At 59.6% G+C, this 16,097-nt stretch carries 23 protein-coding genes; 9 read left to right on the top strand and 14 right to left on the bottom strand.

What is annotated here, in order from left to right; translation table 11 throughout:
- Positions 1–44: 44 nt before the first annotated feature.
- The 5 genes from lolA (at position 45) to cysG (ending at position 5,309) form a co-directional block, all read left to right on the top strand.
- Positions 45–668, top strand: a complete 624-nt coding sequence (gene lolA, locus AABM55_RS17060) for an outer membrane lipoprotein chaperone LolA (RefSeq protein ID WP_019689841.1) — start codon at positions 45–47, stop codon at positions 666–668.
- A 252-nt stretch (positions 669–920) separates the two neighbouring features.
- On the top strand, positions 921–2,246 hold the full coding sequence (locus AABM55_RS17055) for a replication-associated recombination protein A (RefSeq protein WP_020723510.1): 1,326 nt from the start codon (positions 921–923) through the stop codon (positions 2,244–2,246).
- Positions 2,243–2,617, top strand: coding sequence for a fluoride efflux transporter CrcB (gene crcB / locus AABM55_RS17050; protein ID WP_054597839.1), 375 nt, complete (start codon positions 2,243–2,245; stop codon positions 2,615–2,617). Before AABM55_RS17055 ends, crcB begins: the two co-directional genes overlap by 4 nt.
- Before the next feature lie 16 nt (positions 2,618–2,633).
- Positions 2,634–3,914, top strand: a complete 1,281-nt coding sequence (gene serS / locus AABM55_RS17045) for a serine--tRNA ligase (protein WP_347927076.1) — start codon at positions 2,634–2,636, stop codon at positions 3,912–3,914.
- Positions 3,915–5,309, top strand: coding sequence for a siroheme synthase CysG (gene cysG, locus AABM55_RS17040; RefSeq protein WP_347927075.1), 1,395 nt, complete (start codon positions 3,915–3,917; stop codon positions 5,307–5,309).
- Positions 5,310–5,481: 172 nt separating this feature from the next.
- Here cysG and AABM55_RS17035 read toward each other — a convergent pair whose 3' ends face one another.
- The 9 genes from AABM55_RS17035 to AABM55_RS16995 form a co-directional block, all read right to left on the bottom strand.
- Entirely contained in the window at positions 5,482–6,483 is a 1,002-nt protein-coding gene (locus tag AABM55_RS17035; protein WP_347927074.1) for a glutathione S-transferase family protein, read from the bottom strand.
- An 88-nt stretch (positions 6,484–6,571) separates the two neighbouring features.
- A complete protein-coding gene (locus tag AABM55_RS17030) occupies positions 6,572–7,573 on the bottom strand; it encodes a glycosyl transferase family protein (protein ID WP_054597835.1) in 1,002 nt (333 codons plus the stop codon).
- The gene (locus tag AABM55_RS17025; RefSeq protein WP_054597834.1) at positions 7,570–7,905 is read right to left on the bottom strand and encodes a TusE/DsrC/DsvC family sulfur relay protein; all 336 of its coding nucleotides are present in this window, start codon (positions 7,903–7,905) and stop codon (positions 7,570–7,572) included. Before AABM55_RS17025 ends, AABM55_RS17030 begins: the two co-directional genes overlap by 4 nt.
- Entirely contained in the window at positions 7,902–8,201 is a 300-nt protein-coding gene (tusB, locus tag AABM55_RS17020) for a sulfurtransferase complex subunit TusB (protein WP_347927073.1), read from the bottom strand. The genes AABM55_RS17025 and tusB overlap by 4 nt, the downstream gene beginning before the upstream one ends.
- Positions 8,201–8,563: a sulfurtransferase complex subunit TusC gene (gene tusC, locus AABM55_RS17015; protein ID WP_347927072.1), complete on the bottom strand. Its 363-nt coding sequence runs from the start codon at positions 8,561–8,563 to the stop codon at positions 8,201–8,203. Before tusC ends, tusB begins: the two co-directional genes overlap by 1 nt.
- 3 nt (positions 8,564–8,566) lie before the next feature.
- The gene (gene tusD, locus AABM55_RS17010; RefSeq protein ID WP_024264676.1) at positions 8,567–8,959 is read right to left on the bottom strand and encodes a sulfurtransferase complex subunit TusD; all 393 of its coding nucleotides are present in this window, start codon (positions 8,957–8,959) and stop codon (positions 8,567–8,569) included.
- A gap of 65 nt (positions 8,960–9,024) precedes the next feature.
- Positions 9,025–9,729: a YoaK family protein gene (locus AABM55_RS17005; protein ID WP_054597831.1), complete on the bottom strand. Its 705-nt coding sequence runs from the start codon at positions 9,727–9,729 to the stop codon at positions 9,025–9,027.
- 3 nt (positions 9,730–9,732) lie between these two features.
- Positions 9,733–10,062 carry a DUF6388 family protein gene (locus tag AABM55_RS17000; RefSeq protein WP_347927071.1) on the bottom strand — a complete coding sequence of 110 codons (330 nt, stop codon included), beginning with the start codon at positions 10,060–10,062 and terminating at the stop codon, positions 9,733–9,735.
- Between the two features lie 59 nt (positions 10,063–10,121).
- On the bottom strand, positions 10,122–10,370 hold the full coding sequence (locus AABM55_RS16995) for a hypothetical protein (protein ID WP_347927070.1): 249 nt from the start codon (positions 10,368–10,370) through the stop codon (positions 10,122–10,124).
- A 200-nt stretch (positions 10,371–10,570) separates the two neighbouring features.
- Here AABM55_RS16995 and AABM55_RS16990 point away from each other — a divergent pair, with 200 nt between their 5' ends.
- The gene (locus tag AABM55_RS16990; RefSeq protein ID WP_054597829.1) at positions 10,571–10,909 is read left to right on the top strand and encodes a hypothetical protein; all 339 of its coding nucleotides are present in this window, start codon (positions 10,571–10,573) and stop codon (positions 10,907–10,909) included.
- An 11-nt stretch (positions 10,910–10,920) separates the two neighbouring features.
- On the opposite strand, the gene AABM55_RS16985 is transcribed toward AABM55_RS16990, so the two are convergent.
- The gene (locus tag AABM55_RS16985; RefSeq protein WP_054597828.1) at positions 10,921–11,364 is read right to left on the bottom strand and encodes an N-acetyltransferase; all 444 of its coding nucleotides are present in this window, start codon (positions 11,362–11,364) and stop codon (positions 10,921–10,923) included.
- A gap of 310 nt (positions 11,365–11,674) precedes the next feature.
- On the opposite strand from AABM55_RS16985, the gene AABM55_RS16980 reads away from it, so the two are divergent.
- The 3 genes from AABM55_RS16980 (at position 11,675) to AABM55_RS16970 (ending at position 13,476) form a co-directional block, all read left to right on the top strand.
- Entirely contained in the window at positions 11,675–12,310 is a 636-nt protein-coding gene (locus AABM55_RS16980) for a lytic polysaccharide monooxygenase auxiliary activity family 9 protein (protein WP_347927069.1), read from the top strand.
- A gap of 154 nt (positions 12,311–12,464) precedes the next feature.
- On the top strand, positions 12,465–13,058 hold the full coding sequence (locus AABM55_RS16975; RefSeq protein ID WP_054597826.1) for an NUDIX domain-containing protein: 594 nt from the start codon (positions 12,465–12,467) through the stop codon (positions 13,056–13,058).
- A 226-nt stretch (positions 13,059–13,284) separates the two neighbouring features.
- The gene (locus AABM55_RS16970) at positions 13,285–13,476 is read left to right on the top strand and encodes a hypothetical protein (protein ID WP_054597825.1); all 192 of its coding nucleotides are present in this window, start codon (positions 13,285–13,287) and stop codon (positions 13,474–13,476) included.
- 80 nt (positions 13,477–13,556) lie between these two features.
- On the opposite strand, the gene AABM55_RS16965 is transcribed toward AABM55_RS16970, so the two are convergent.
- From AABM55_RS16965 to AABM55_RS16950, 4 genes are all read right to left on the bottom strand, one after another.
- Positions 13,557–13,757 carry a hypothetical protein gene (locus AABM55_RS16965; protein WP_054598363.1) on the bottom strand — a complete coding sequence of 67 codons (201 nt, stop codon included), beginning with the start codon at positions 13,755–13,757 and terminating at the stop codon, positions 13,557–13,559.
- A gap of 91 nt (positions 13,758–13,848) precedes the next feature.
- Positions 13,849–14,562: an SOS response-associated peptidase family protein gene (locus tag AABM55_RS16960; RefSeq protein WP_054597824.1), complete on the bottom strand. Its 714-nt coding sequence runs from the start codon at positions 14,560–14,562 to the stop codon at positions 13,849–13,851.
- 28 nt (positions 14,563–14,590) lie between these two features.
- Positions 14,591–15,244, bottom strand: a complete 654-nt coding sequence (locus AABM55_RS16955; protein WP_347930050.1) for a TetR/AcrR family transcriptional regulator — start codon at positions 15,242–15,244, stop codon at positions 14,591–14,593.
- Positions 15,231–16,082 carry a 3-hydroxybutyryl-CoA dehydrogenase gene (locus AABM55_RS16950; protein ID WP_347930049.1) on the bottom strand — a complete coding sequence of 284 codons (852 nt, stop codon included), beginning with the start codon at positions 16,080–16,082 and terminating at the stop codon, positions 15,231–15,233. The genes AABM55_RS16955 and AABM55_RS16950 overlap by 14 nt, the downstream gene beginning before the upstream one ends.
- Positions 16,083–16,097 lie beyond the last annotated feature (15 nt).

The following is a 16,097-nucleotide window of genomic DNA, read 5'->3' as shown; positions in this document are numbered from 1 at the left end:
AATCACGCGGCACGCCATTCAAACGAATATCAAAGAGGACTCCCATGCGTCTTATCCGCATGTTGCTGCTGCCGGTACTGGCTTTAACCACGCTTTCGGCCCACGCCGATGACAAGGACGTGGCGCGTCTGACTCAGTTGCTCGAAAAGTCGCAGACCCTGACCGCACGTTTCTCTCAGCTGACCCTCGACGGCAGCGGTACTCAGTTGCAGGAAACCGCTGGCGAAATGTCCTTGCAGCGTCCGGGCCTGTTCTACTGGCACACCGATGCACCGCAAGAACAGCTGATGGTGTCGGATGGCAAGAAGGTTTCCTTGTGGGACCCGGACCTGCAACAGGTCACCATCAAGAACCTTGATCAGCGCCTGACCCAGACTCCAGCATTGTTGCTGTCCGGTGATGTGTCGAAAATCAGCCAGAGCTTCGCCATTACGTCCAAGGAAGCCGGCGGCGTGATCGACTTCACGCTCAAGCCCAAGACCAAGGACACGCTGTTCGACAGCCTGCGCCTGTCGTTCCGCAACGGTATGGTCAATGACATGCAGATGATCGACAGCGTCGGTCAGCGCACCAATATCCTGTTCACCGGGGTCAAGGCCAACGAGCCGATTCCGGCCTCCAAGTTCAAGTTCGACATCCCCAAGGGTGCCGATGTGATCCAGGAATAAAGAGCAGCAGAAACCCGGTGCCGGGCAGTCAAGGGAAGGTGCAGCACACACACAACCTGTGGTGAGGGGGCTTGCCCTAATGCCGATCACTTAAATACTGAACCTGTGGCGAGGGAGCTTGCTCCCGCTGGGGCGCGAAGCGGCCCTGAAAATGGGGACTGCTACGCAGTCCAGCGGGAGCAAGCTCCCTCACCACAGGGTATTCGCCGGACTTGAGAATTACGTAATAATTAGAGGTTTTAACCCTACGTGATGGACCTGTTTCGCAGTGCCCCGATAGCTCAGCCGTTGGCCGCCCGTTTACGTGCGGCCAACCTGGACGAGTATGTCGGTCAGGAACACCTGTTGGCCCGCGGCAAGCCGTTGCGCGAGGCGCTGGAGCAGGGTGCCTTGCACTCGATGATTTTCTGGGGGCCGCCGGGCGTGGGTAAAACCACCCTGGCGCGGCTGCTCGCGGAAGTCTCGGATGCGCACTTCGAAACGGTCTCGGCGGTGCTGGCCGGGGTCAAGGAGATCCGCCAGGCGGTGGAAGTTGCCAAGCAGCAGGCCGGGCAATATGGCCGCCGAACCATTCTGTTCGTCGACGAAGTGCATCGCTTCAACAAGTCGCAACAAGATGCCTTTCTGCCGTACGTCGAAGACGGCACGCTGATTTTCATTGGCGCGACCACCGAAAACCCGTCGTTTGAACTGAATAACGCACTGCTGTCCCGTGCGCGCGTCTACGTGCTCAAGAGCCTCGACGAAACCGCGCTGCACAAACTGGTGCAGCGGGCGTTGACCGAAGAGCGCGGTCTGGGCAAGCGTCAGCTGAGCCTCGGCGATGACGGTTTCAAGATGCTGCTCAGCGCCGCTGACGGTGACGGCCGGCGCCTGCTGAACTTGCTGGAGAACGCCTCCGACCTGGCCGAAGACGGCACGGAAATCGGCGTCGAGCTGCTGCAAAGCCTGCTTGGCGACACCCGGCGACGTTTCGACAAAGGCGGCGAAGCGTTTTACGACCAGATCTCTGCGCTGCACAAATCGGTGCGCGGCTCCAACCCGGACGGCGCGCTGTACTGGTTCGCACGGATGCTCGACGGTGGCTGCGATCCGTTGTACCTGGCCCGGCGCGTGGTGCGCATGGCCAGCGAAGACATCGGCAATGCTGACCCGCGTGCCTTGAGCCTGTGCCTGGCGGCGTGGGATGTGCAGGAGCGACTGGGCAGCCCCGAAGGCGAGTTGGCGGTCGCGCAGGCGATTACCTATCTGGCCTGTGCGCCGAAAAGCAACGCGGTTTATATGGGCTTCAAAGCTGCCATGCGCAGCGCTGCCGAGCATGGCTCGCTGGAAGTCCCGCTGCATTTGCGCAATGCCCCGACCAAGTTGATGAAACAACTCGGTTACGGCGACGAATACCGTTATGCCCACGACGAACCGGACGCTTACGCGGCCGGCGAAGATTATTTCCCGGAGGAACTGGAGCCGCAGTCGTTCTATCGTCCGGTACCCCGTGGCCTCGAATTGAAGATCGGCGAGAAGCTCAACCACCTTGCGCAGCTGGACCGTCTGAGCCCCAAACAGCGGAGAAAACCTTGATTCCCTTGATCGTTGCGGTCTCCGTCGGCGGTATTGCCGGCACATTACTGCGTTTTGCGACCGGCAACTGGATCAACGCAAATTGGCCGCGGCACTTCTATACCGCGACGCTGGCCGTTAATATCATTGGCTGCCTGTTGATCGGCTTTTTGTATGGTCTGTTTATGCTGCGCCCGGAAGTGCCGATTGAGGTGCGTGCCGGGTTGATGGTGGGCTTCCTTGGCGGCCTGACGACTTTTTCATCCTTTTCACTGGATACGGTGCGCTTGCTCGAAAGCGGGCAAGTACCGCTGGCCCTGGGCTACGCGGCAATCAGCGTATTCGGCGGGCTGCTCGCGACCTGGGCTGGCCTGTCCCTGACCAAACTTTGATAAACGAGAGACCGACATGCTCGATTCCAAACTGTTACGTAGCAACCTTCAGGACGTAGCGGACCGCCTGGCATCCCGCGGCTTCAGCCTGGATGTTGCGCGCATCGAAGCGCTGGAAGAACAGCGCAAGACCGTCCAGACCCGCACCGAAGCACTGCAGGCTGAACGTAACGCGCGCTCCAAATCCATCGGTCAGGCCAAGCAGCGCGGCGAAGACATCGCGCCGTTGATGGCCGACGTCGAGCGCATGGCGAACGAGCTTGGTATCGGCAAAGTCGAGCTGGACGAGATCCAGACCGAACTGGACTCGATCCTGCTGAATATTCCGAACCTGCCGCACGAGTCGGTGCCGATTGGTTCCGACGAAGACGGCAACGTCGAAGTGCGCCGCTGGGGCACGCCGACCACCTTCGATTTCGAGATCAAGGATCACGTCGCGCTGGGCGAGAAGTTCGGCTGGCTGGACTTTGAAACCGCCGCCAAGCTGTCCGGTGCCCGTTTCTCCCTGCTGCGTGGGCCGATTGCCCGTCTGCACCGCGGACTGGCGCAGTTCATGATCAACCTGCACACCAGCGAGCATGGCTACGAAGAAGCCTACACGCCTTATCTGGTTCAGGCGCCGGCCTTGCAGGGCACCGGTCAACTGCCGAAGTTCGAGGAAGACCTGTTCAAGATCAGCCGCGAAGGCGAAGCCGATCTGTACCTGATCCCGACTGCTGAAGTGTCGCTGACCAACATCGTGGCTGGCGAAATCATCGACGCCAAACAGCTGCCGATCAAATTCGTCGCTCACACCCCGTGCTTCCGTAGCGAAGCCGGTGCGTCGGGCCGTGACACCCGTGGGATGATTCGTCAGCACCAGTTCGACAAGGTCGAAATGGTCCAGATCGTTGAGCCATCGACTTCGATGGAAGCGCTGGAAAGCCTGACCGCCAACGCCGAGAAAGTCCTGCAATTGCTGGAACTGCCATACCGTACCCTGGCGCTGTGCACCGGCGACATGGGCTTCAGCGCGGTCAAGACCTACGACCTGGAAGTGTGGGTCCCGAGCCAGGGCAAATACCGTGAAATTTCGTCGTGCTCCAACTGCGGCGATTTCCAGGCCCGGCGCATGCAAGCACGTTTCCGTAACCCGGAAACCGGCAAGCCCGAGCTGGTCCACACCCTGAACGGTTCCGGCCTGGCGGTCGGTCGTACCCTGGTGGCGGTGCTGGAGAACTATCAGCAGGCCGACGGTTCGATCCGCGTGCCAGCCGTGCTCAAGCCGTACATGGGCGGCCTTGAGGTCATCGGCTAAATGGAATTTCTGCCGCTGTTTCACAACCTGCGCGGCAGTCGTGTGTTGGTCGTCGGTGGGGGGGAGATTGCCTTGCGCAAATCCCGTCTGCTGGCCGACGCCGGCGCGCTGCTGCGGGTCGTTGCACCTGAGATCGAAGCCCAGCTGCGTGAGCTGGTGCAGAACAGTGGCGGCGAGTTGGTGTTGCGCGGCTATCGTGAGTCGGACCTCGACGGCTGCGGGCTGATCATTGCCGCTACCGACGACGAACCACTGAATGCGCAAGTCTCCAAAGATGCTCATCGGCGCTGCGTGCCGGTCAACGTGGTGGACGCGCCGGCCCTGTGCAGCGTGATCTTCCCGGCGATCGTCGACCGTTCGCCGTTGGTGATTGCCGTGTCCAGCGGCGGCGATGCGCCGGTGTTGGCGCGGTTGATCCGCGCCAAGCTGGAAACCTGGATTCCTTCGACCTATGGCCAACTGGCCGGGTTGGCAGCGCGTTTTCGCAATCAGGTCAAAGGCCTGTTCCCGGATGTGCAGCAACGTCGGGCATTCTGGGAAGAGGTGTTCCAGGGGCCGATCGCTGATCGTCAATTGGCCGGGCAGGGCGCTGAAGCCGAGCGTTTGTTGCTGGCGAAAATCAACGGCGAATCCCCCAACGCTCCAGGTGAGGTGTATCTGGTCGGCGCAGGGCCGGGTGATCCGGATCTACTGACATTCCGCGCCTTGCGGCTGATGCAGCAAGCCGATGTGGTGCTGTATGACCGTCTGGTGGCACCGGCGATTCTTGAACTGTGTCGTCGTGATGCCGAGCGGATCTATGTCGGCAAGCGACGTGCCGATCACGCGGTGCCTCAGGATCAGATCAACCAGCAATTGGTCGACCTGGCCAAGCAGGGTAAGCGTGTCGTGCGGTTGAAGGGCGGTGATCCGTTCATTTTCGGCCGTGGTGGCGAAGAGATCGAAGAACTGGCGGCTCACGGCATTCCGTTCCAGGTCGTGCCGGGTATTACCGCTGCCAGCGGTTGCGCGGCCTACGCCGGGATTCCGCTGACTCACCGCGATTACGCGCAGTCGGTGCGTTTTATCACCGGTCACCTGAAGGACGGCACCTCGGATCTGCCGTGGAGCGATCTGGTCGCACCCGCGCAAACCCTGGTGTTTTACATGGGGCTGGTGGGGCTGCCGATCATCTGCGAAGAATTGATCAGGCATGGTCGTTCGGCGGACACGCCGGCAGCGTTGATCCAGCAGGGCACGACGCCTAATCAACGAGTTTTCACCGGCACGCTGGCCAACCTTCCACAGCTGGTGGCGGAGCATGAAGTGCATGCGCCGACCTTGGTGATCGTGGGAGAAGTGGTGCAACTTCGCGAGAAGCTCGCGTGGTTTGAAGGCGCCCAGTCGCAACTCTGAACACTGTGGCGAGGGGGCTTGCCCCCGCTGGGGCGCGTAGCGGCCCTGAAACCAATGACCGCGGTCTTACTGATAGACCGCACTCTCCGGTTTTGCGGCTGCTTCGCAACCGAGCGGGGGCAAGCCCCCTCGCCACAATTGATCGTTGTCACGGCCGGGTTCAGTTCAGCACCTAGGCCTTGCGCCAAACCCCTTTCCCGCTCAACCGCTCCCGATCATGGGCGACGGTGAAATCCTGCGCCGGTCCTTTCGGCACAATGCCGGTCGGATTGATCGTACGATGGCTCGCGTAGTAATGCCCCTTGATGTGGGCAAAGTCTACGGTGTCGGCAATCCCTGGCCACTGATACAGCTCGCGTAGCCAGTTCGACAGGTTCGGGTAATCGGCGATCCGCTGCAGGTTGCACTTGAAGTGGCTGTAATACACCGCGTCGAAGCGAATCAGCGTGGTGAACAGGCGAATGTCCGCCTCGGTCAGGTATTCGCCGGCCAGGTAGCGCTTCTCGCCCAGCCGGTTTTCCAGCCAGTCGAGTTCGCTGAACAGCTCATCAAAGGCTTCTTCATAAGCCGTTTGCGAGGTGGCAAACCCGGCGCGATACACGCCGTTGTTCACCGCCGGATAAATCCGTGCATTCAGCTCATCGATTTCAGCGCGCAAGGGTTGCGGGTAGAAGTCCAGGCCATTGCCGGTCAGACCGTCGAACGCACTGTTGAACATGCGGATGATTTCCGCCGATTCGTTGCTGACGATGCGCTTTTGCAGGTTATCCCACAGCACGGGCACCGTTACGCGGCCGGTGTAGTCGGCGGTATCGGCGGTGTAGCGCTGGTGCATGAACGTGAGGTGGTCGAGCTTGTCGCCCGTGGAGCCGAAGGCCTTGTCGAAGGTCCAGCCGTTTTCCAGCATCAGCCAGCTGACCACCGACACATCGACCAGGCTTTCCAGGCCTTTGAGCTTGCGCAGAATCAGTGTGCGATGCGCCCAGGGACAGGCGAGCGACACGTAGAGGTGATAGCGACCCGCTTGTGCAGGGAAGCCGCCTTCACCGCTGGGGCCGGGTTTGCCGTCGGCGGTCAGCCAGTTACGGCGCTGCGCTTGTTCGCGCTGGAACGCGCCGTCCTTGCTGCTTTCGTACCACTGATCACGCCATTGCCCTTCGATCAGCAAACCCATCTTGAACTCCAAAGTCGTTAAACGTTGGAGTTGAGTCTAATCCGATCCCTTCGAACAAAAAGCGCAAAGGTTGGGCGTTAATGATCGATTAAATAGATTTGTCGCGAGCATCCCAGAACTGCTGAGCCTTGACGAAGGCTTCATCACGCGGCGTACCGAGACCGCGCAAGGCCAGGGCCATGGTCGAAATCAGCGCCATTTGCGGGTAGCTGTCGACCACGTCGCCGCGCCATACGGCTTTCAAGTGTTCCGGGTCCAGGCTCGCCGGTTTGACGTGGCGTTGCGCCGACAGCTGCGGCCATTCCTCGTCCCAGCTCTGACCGCCAGTGGTGCCGTACAAGTGACTATCGGCATCCGGGTTGATCTCGATCTCACCGCCATCGCCCTTGATCACGATCGCGTTATCGCCCAGCAAGCCGCTGGCGTCGCGGTGCACGCCCTGATAGCCGGGGTGGAAGATGCTTTGCAAGCCACAGCGAGCGCCCAACGGGTTGAGAATTCGCGCCAGCGAGTGGATTGGCGAACGCAGGCCGAGGGTGTTGCGCAGGTCAATCATCCGTTGCAGTTGCGGCGCCCAGTCGCCCAACGGAATAAACGCCAGGTTGCCTTGCTCCAGCGCCTCACCCACTTGTTGCCAGTTACGGCACAGAGGGATCTGCAATGGTTCGAGCAGTTGCTCGCTGTACAGCCGCCCGGCGGTATGTGCGCCACCGCCATGCATCAGGATCCGCACGCCGTTTTGCGCCAGGCACTTGGCCGCCAGCAGGTACCACGGCAGGTGGCGCTTCTTGCCGGCGTAGGTCGGCCAGTCCAGATCGACACCCAGCGCTGGCGCGTTCAACCGCTCGCGCAAGGCTTCGGTGAAACCTGCCAGCTCTTCCGGGCTTTCTTCCTTGTGCCGCAACAGCATCAGGAAGGCACCGAGTTGAGTGTCCTCGACCTTGTCGTCGAGCAGCATGCCCATGGCCTCGCGGGCCTCTTCGCGAGTCAGGCTGCGGGCGCCGCGTTTGCCTTTGCCGAGAATCCGCACGAACTGCGCGAAAGGGTGTTCGGCAGGTGTTTCAGTGATCAGTGGGGCGAAATCGGTCATAGACAATTCGTCGGTTTGGGCAGGCCCGCCAGCTTGGCGGCAAGTTTGGCGGGAGTGCCTTTGAACAATCGGTTCAGGTGCAGGCTGTTGCCCTTGTCCGGGCCCAGCTTCAGCGCGGTGTATTTGATCAGCGGGCGAGTGGCCGGCGACAGCTGGAACTCCTGATAGAAGCCGCGCAGCAGCTCAAGGATTTCCCAGTGTTCGGGGCTCAGCTCAAGTTCTTCGGCGGCAGCCAGCGCTGTGGCGACTTCGGCGGACCAGTCACCCAGATCAACCAGGTAACCGTCCTTGTCCAGATCGATGCGACGAGCGCCTACGGTAAGCGAATTCATAACCAGCTGTTGACCTTGTCGTAGTGAATCGACAGTTCGACGAAGGCCGGATAGTCGACGCTTTTGACCCAGTCGGGCACTTGCAGGCCGCGAGCCTGAACATCTTCGTCGAGGACAAACAGGCGCAAGGTTTCGCTGTGTGCTTGCAGTGCGCTGAGTGGCGCGGTGCCGGGCTGCAAGGCGTAGACCGCATCGCCACTGAGCAGCAGGGCATCGCTCGCACCCAGCATGCGCAGGCAACTGGTCAGCCGGTTATCGGTAAACGGCGAGTGAGACAACACATGCAAAGTCGACATCAGAGGGTGATCACTTGGTCATAACGGTCAATAACAGCCGAGATTTGCTCAGCAGCCAGCACCTGCAACGGGTTGAGGCTCAAGGCCGTCGGCACCAGGCCGCGTGCGGTTGCGCTGTCGCCACACACGTACAGGTCTTCTATACCAAACAACCCAAGCGCCTGCAGGTTGGCGCTGAGGTCTTTTTGTTGCACGGCTTTGGCGTCCTGCCCGGTGGCGAGCTGGAACACGCCGTCATCGAGAAACAGCAGGCCGATCGGCAAATCGAAGGCGCCACCAGCGAGTACGATATCCAGCGCTTCACGGGCGCTTGGGCCAGACCAGGGTGCCTGCCGGCTGATAATCAGCAACGATTTAGGCATGTTTCATGGCCCTCCAAAACAGATCAGGCGATCGGCGTCTTGCACCGCATCGTGCAACTGCCCGAGCCCGGACAATTCCCACGGTGCGCTGACATTGATTGCCGTGCGCTGATAACGCCTGGCTTCTGCTTCATCCAGCACACCGCGACGCAAGGCTGCAGCAATACACACTACGCCGTCGAGTTGGTGCTCGCTGACGAAGTTGCGCCATTGCAGTGCCAGGTCCTGCTCGTCCTGTGGCGTAACGACGTTGCTCGACGCGTTGTAAACGCCGTCCTGGTAGAAAAACAGCCGCACGATCTCATGCCCACCGGCCAGCGCTGCCTGAGCAAACAGCAGGGCGCGGCGCGAGGAGGGCGCATGTGCGGCGGAAAACAGCGCAATGGCGAACTTCATGATGAACTCTGACAACAAATCTGCGGCCATGATAAAGCTTTATCGCCAGTGCGGCGAAGGGCGATTCAGCGCGGCATATAGCCCATCTGCCAACGCCGTGGAATCTTCAGTGAAACAGCACCGAGGACGCCGGCCAGCAGACCGCTGGCATACAGGGCTTGCAGGCCGAGATGGTGTTCGAGCGCTGCGCCCAGGACGGCGCCGGCAAACATGCCGGTCCACGGAATCAGTTGCACCCGCCAGCCATTGCGGCGTTCGCCGAGCAACCAGCGTCCCAGACCGCGCCCAAAGCGTGACAGGGCGCCGGTGACATAGGTCAACCCGACCGGAAAGCCGTTGACCTGTTCGACGGCGGCGTTGAGCATCCCCATGGCGATGATCGCTGCCAGCAACGCCGGTAATTTAGCCTCGAATGGCCATGCAGCGGCGCCGCACAACAGCGCAGCGACGCACAGCATCAAGGGCAGGGCGCGTCGGCCGCTGAATCGGCTGACTACAATGCCCAAGGCGTTGCCGACGACAAACATGGCGACCAGCACCAGCAACCGCAAGGTCATGCCCAGATCTGCGCCGCTGATCGCTACCGCCAGGCGAGTGGTGTTGCCGCTCATGAAGGAGACGAAGTCGCCAGTGGCCATAAAGCCGATAGCGTCGGTCATGCCAGCCAGCACTGACAGGCTCGCTACCAGCAACATACCGATCCGGCCGCGCCATTTCTGCACGTGCAACAGGCCCGGTGTGTGGGCGCGATTAGGTGAAGACGGCAGCATTCGTCAACTCTCGATACCATGCAGTTTGCGATATTCCTTCCAGTCCATGCCGGCCATTTGCGCCACTTCCTTGTGCACCTCCAGCCGTTGGGCTTCATAGTCCTCAACAGTGGCCACGGTCAATTGCAATGTCAGTTCCCAGGCAAACAGGCCCAGACGCTCGGCCTCCGCCTCGTAGGCTTCATGCAGTCGTTCGTTGCGATACTGCGCCATGGTTTCGCCTTTGGCCTGGGCGGCCAGAGGGTTTAGGTGATCGAGCTCTTCGCGTAACGCCGGTCGTGCATTGAGAAATCGTTGCAGCGCCAGTTCGTGCTGCGAGTCGATGGAGGCCATGGACCGTCCTTGTCAAAAAGAAAGTATGCGCGTCTTGAGGGCGTTTGCCTTGACGCGGGTCAGGAGGTCTTTTTCTTGTTGGCTTTGGCCTCGGCGGCCAGGCACTCAAGTGCAAACTGCTCGGTGTAGGTCATCTGGATCGGCGTGGTTTCACCTTTGACGGTTCTTTCGCCATCGAGGATGTAGCGAATGCGCTTGTCGGTCACGCCAATGCGTTTGGCGATCCACGACGGAGTCTGACCGATCTGGCTGATCAGCTTGTCGGCGTAGTCGGTGGAAGGTTTGTAAAACTCGGCATTGGGGGGCATGGGCTTTCCGGAGGAAGTTGCTCGGCGCGACGCGCCAATTATGGCGCGACAGGGTGCGCGAATCGGCGCGGGCTGTCGCGAACTATATCAAGTAACGCATCAAGTAAAGCAGAGCAGCGCCATGAGGAAGAACCTTGCCAGGCGCTTCGGAGTAGCCGCTTGCGGTGATACAGTCAGCGTTTTGCGAATAAGGAAACACAATGCGTATTTTGATGGTGGCGCTGGCTGGCGTGTTGCTGGCGGGTTGCGCGGGATCGACGATGAAAGAAGCGCGCTCCCAGAGCCCCTACAAGACGCTCGCCTCGAGCAAGCCTGATCTGGTCGTCGCCCAGTGCGTGCAGTTTGCCTGGCAGGACGAGGCGGTGTTCGGTGTCGACGCCAGCGGTTACCTGCAACCCGGCGAAACTGGCGGTTTTACGGTTTACACCCGTTCGGCCGAGGCCTTCATCGACGTGCAAAGCGGCGCATTGAAGTACTACGCCACTCAGGACAACTGGGTTGCCAAGCGCCGATTGGCAGCACTGGCAACCTGTCTGTGAGTCAGTGACCGTCAGGTGTTTGGCTCGGCGGCCGTCAGGCGTTTCTGAAAAAAGAAGCGCTTGCTGCCCGGTGGGTAATCGGCAATCTGCCCAATCTCGGTAAACCCCAGCTTCTTGTAAAACTCCGGTGCCTGGAATTCGAAGGTGTCGAGGTAGATCCCAATGCAGTTCTTCTCCCGTGCCAGCTCTTCGGCCATGTGCATCAGCCGTGAGCCGGTGCCCTGTCCGCGTGCCTGTTCGGGCACTGACAACAAGTCGATGAACATCCACTGATAAAACAGTTTTGCGTAGAGCCCGCCGAGGATTTCGTCGCTCTGTTCATCTCGAACCAGCAGGGCGATTTCCTGGTAGTGACCTTCGCCGGCATGGGCGATGTTGTAGGCGCGCAGGGGGTTGATAATCGCCTGGCGTTCTTCGGGTAGCGGGTTTTGCGATATCTCGATGCGCAGTTTCATTCGTGACGTCCTTGTAACGGTTTTTGGGCAACCGATACCGAGACTACCGCGTGTTGTTAACGAAGTGAATACCAGTGACGCGCAGCCTTCCTGATGGGAATCGTTCCGATTGCGGGATTGTGTTGTAGTACTTTTGCCAGTCTCAACGTACGAATTCATACATTTAACTGTATGGATAACCAGTATTTATTGGGTTCGGCTCAAAAGCGCGATTGGAGCGCGAAAAAAGCGGCCATGGACTTCATCTGTCATTCGGTTAGGTTGAAAGCGTTCCTCAGGAAGGAACGTTCTTAATCAACGGAGTGAAAAAATGAACAAGCCACAAACACAAGCGCAACTCAAACATGGTCGTGTCACTACCCCTGCCAGCCGCGGCTCTGTCGCTATGGAAGTCGGGCTCCTGGAAGGGTGGCAGGTCAACGAAATGGAAGGCGGCAAGAACTTCCCGTCACTGACCGCCGGGCCTTTCCCCGCACCGTATCAGACGGACAGCGACAGCGTCGCCCCACCGGCTGATGGTTTTATCCTCAGCGGTGGCAAGGCTGATGCTCGTGATTGCATCAACTTCACCAACGAGGAAATGAGCAAAAAGCTCAATCGCCCATTTACCTGGCCACTGCTGAACGTGAACCCGGGCCAGGCCTTTCATGTCACCTGGCAGTACACCGCGCCTCATACCACCCGTGGCTACAGCTGGTTCATCACCAAGGATGGCTGGGACCCGAAACAGCGCATCAGCCGTGCGCAACTCGAAGCCAAACCGTTTGCGGAAGACTTCTACACCCAGGTGCCTTATTACGCGCACAGCAGCGAACTCAAAGCCAAAGTCGAACATGAAGTGAAGTTGCCAGCAGGCAAAAAAGGCCATCACGTCATTGTGCTGCTGTGGATTGTCGCCAACACCGGCAACGCCTTCTATCAAGCCTTCGATGTGGACTTCAAGTAAGGCTTCGCTCGTAGAGTGATACCCAACAGGTTCCAAAGGATTGGAACCGAAAGCCCGGCGGCGATGCCGGGCTTTTTTTGTATCTGCCGTCGCTGCGGCCACCGCGCCGATGGAATACCATGGCGCCCTCTGACAACAAAAAGGATGGATTGTCATGTCGAACACGGCTGAGCGCGTCAACATCATCGAGTCCCAGGTGCTGTCCCACGACTGGTACCTGCTCAAGAAAATCACTTTCGATTACCTGCGCAACAATGGCGTTTGGCAGCGACAAACCCGTGAGGTCTACGACCGTGGCAATGGTGCCGCCATTCTGCTGTTCAATCGCGCGCAAAAAACCATCGTACTGACCCGCCAGTTCAGGTTGCCGGTCTTCGTCAACGGTCATGACGGCTTGCTGGTTGAAGTGGCGGCGGGGTTGCTGGAAGGCGCCTCACCGCAAGAACGCATTCGCGCTGAAGCGGAGGAGGAAACCGGCTATCGCGTTCATGACGTACAGAAGGTCTTTGAGGCTTACATGAGCCCCGGGTCGGTGACCGAGAAACTGCATTTTTTTGTGGCTGAATATGATGCTGCTTCACGCGTCGGATCGGGTGGTGGGCTGGAGGTTGAAACGGAGGACCTTGAGGTACTGGAGCTGAAGTTCGATGAGGCACTCGAGGCGTTTTACAGTGGGCAGATCGTCGACGCGAAAACCATCATGCTGCTGCAGTACGCGGCGATGAAGGATATTTTTGCGGCGGTTTAGACTTGGATTTTCGCCGGGCAAACCAAAAAAAAGCCCGCGGGAGGAGGCGGGCTGAAAGTTTCTTGAATGAGCGGCGAGGAATATATCCGCCAAGCGTCGAAATCACTGTGAAAGATGTTTCATATGTACGCCTCGGATCATTCGACCGTTCAACCTATTGAGCCCACAGAACGCTAAACCGGGTGTAAGTTAGGTTCGGACTGTCTGTACTCGAATGGAGGTGACTATGAGTGCTCCGATGCTTAGCAAAATGCAGATGAACGGTTATCAAGTGGTCAGCGTCAACAGCGGTCTCTGGAAGGTCTGTACCCGTAGCGACCGGCTCGGGTCCTTTGGCAGTCGAGAAGAAGCGCTGGCCTACGCCGCGTCATTACCCGCCCGTTCATCCAGAACGAAAGCCGTTCCCAATACACAGTGAGGCGATCATCCGGATGAGTGTGTCGGTCTGCCTTCCAGCCGCGCAAACGAAAAAGAGCCCGCTTATAGCGGGCTCATTCGTCAGGCGTTATCAGTCGACTCAGGTTTGCGTCGATCCTTGCCGGCAGGATTACCGGTGTTCAGAAGTCTTCTCTCCACCATCACATTTTCAAGTGCCTGGCGGTCTGAAGGTTGCAGCTGATGTTCCCTCTCTTTGAGCTCAAGCAGGATCGGGCTGGACCAAGTGCGATAGGTCCGCTCGGCCATTCGAATCGGGTTCATTTTCGTCTCCCAGACCAAGTGCTCGCTAACAGCGCGACACGTTTCCATACCGCGAAAATCCTAGTCGAGAAACCGCGGTGTCGCCACCCGATCAGCCATTGCTTTTGTGATCGCCAGTGATGATCTTACCGATCGGCGTGATGAGATCCGGTCTCTGGTTTTTCACGTTGCCGATTGCCATATCCACCTTGAACCACTCGAAGGTTTCGGCAGGCTCGCCCTGGTGCAGCACCATCTGCTCGGCGCTCTCCTTGGGCATCGCCAGGTTGAGCCACTCGCGGGCCAACTCCGGTGACAGCACCACCGGTCGCCGATCATGCAGATCGACCAGGCCACCGCCACTGTCTGCGGTGAAAATCACAAAACCATCGTCCTTCTTCGGTTCCCGGCCGCCCGCAGGATACTGACCAATGGCCGCGCAGAGTATGGGAGCGCGATCCCGGCGCCGGATAAGGTAAGGCTGTTTATTCGGGCCGCCTTCATAAACCCATTCGAACCAGTTATCGATGGGCACGATGGCGCGGTGCGGCCAGATCGCCCGGAAGAATGAGCCGTGTGCGACTTTCTCGACTCGGGTATTGATCGGCACAGAGTTGTCTTTCGACCAGGCTGGTCGCCATCCCCAGCGTACCCTGTCAGCGTGCAGGGTTTCGCCTTCGAGGTGGAAGAGCGCGACCTGGGTCGATGGCGCGACGTTGTACAGACCCAGAGGCTGGTCGCCCACAGTATTGACCAGGGCATTGGGCATGCTCAGCGCCGCGACGAAGTCGTGGATACCTCGGTACTGCGAAAGTCTTCCACACATTGGAAAATCCTCCGGTGGAGCTTTCAGCTTAGCCGAGTCGCGCCCAGGGCGGAGGCGCCGCGAGCGGATCTATTGTCTGAAGGACTGGCAGATCGCAGGAGGTATGGGCCAGCAAACCTGCAATGGCCCCGGTCAGCAGGTTCTCCAGCAGTTCGTTGCGTTCCCGATCCTCTAGCGGGTGCAGCGCCAGCCAGCTGGGTGCGCTGTTGAGCATGCTGGCAATGGTGTGTCCGGCAGCCAGTAATCCTTGTTCACTGAATCGGCGCGAGGGACAGAGGATCATCAGCAATTGCCGTTCGTAATGCTCCTGCAACTGCCGAACATGCACTTGCTGATCCTCGTTCAGACAACCGCAGTCGCGCTCCACCAGGCGAAAATGCCAGGGCATTTCCCGATGCAGGCTCAGGTGCGCATGGATGACGTCGTGCAGGCTGTCACGCAGGTCTCGCGGCTGTCGCTCGAGGCGTCCGAGGGTCGCCAGCAGCTCCTCGTAAAACTCTTCGATCAAGTCGAGCAACAAGTGCTGCTTGCTCGGGTAATGGTGATACAGCGAGCCTGGGGCAAGCCCCAGGAAGGCTGCCAGCTCACGCATGCCGACCTGGCCAAAGCCCTTGCTGGCGAACAGCTCCAGGGCTTTGTCCCGGCTCTCGGCAAAACGTGAGCAGCGCTCAGCCATAGGTATGGAAGCCACGGCCGGTCTTGCGTCCCAGGTAACCCGCGGCGACCATTTCCTTGAGCAGCGGCGCGGGGCGGTACTTGCTGTCGTTGAAGCCGTCGTAGAAGGCCTGCATGATCGCCAGCAAGGTATCCAGGCCAATCAGGTCGGCCAGCGCCAGCGGACCTATCGGCTGATTGCAACCCAGGCGCATGCCTGCATCGATGTCTTCGGCGCTGGCCAGGCCTTCCTGAAACACCAGGATCGCTTCGTTGATCATCGGCACCAGAATCCGGTTCACCACAAAGCCCGGACGGTTACCGGCGGTGATCGCGGTCTTGCCCAGGCGTTGCGCCAGTTCCAGGGCCAGGGTGTGCGTGGCGTCGCTGGTTTGCAGGCCGCGGATCACTTCGATCAACCCCATCACCGGCACCGGGTTGAAGAAGTGCAGGCCGATGAAACGCGCCGGCGAACTGACGCTGGCGGCGAGCTCGGTGATCGACAACGATGAGGTGTTGGAAGCAATCACGCAGTCGGCGCTGACCTGAGCGGCGATCTGTTGCAACACCCGCAGTTTCAGTTCGAGGTTTTCGGTCGCGGCCTCGATCACCAACTGCACATTGTGCAGGGTGCTGTAATCGGTGCTGGTGCGGATCTTGTCCAATGCCGCGAGCTTTTGCTCCTCGGTCAGCGAGGCCTTGGCGACCTGCCGGTCGAGGTTCTTGCCCACGGTCGCCAGCGCTTTTTGCAGGGCGCTTTCGGAGATGTCCAGCAAGGTCACGTTGAAACCGGCCAGTGCGCAGATTTGCGCAATGCCGTTGCCCATGGTGCCGGCGCCGATGACGCCAATGTTCTGCAGATTCATCGTCATGTCCTTTCC

Origin of the sequence: Pseudomonas helvetica, assembly GCF_039908645.1 — a bacterium.
Lineage (GTDB): Bacteria > Pseudomonadota > Gammaproteobacteria > Pseudomonadales > Pseudomonadaceae > Aquipseudomonas > Aquipseudomonas helvetica.
This window is presented reverse-complemented; position numbering and strand designations above follow the sequence as displayed.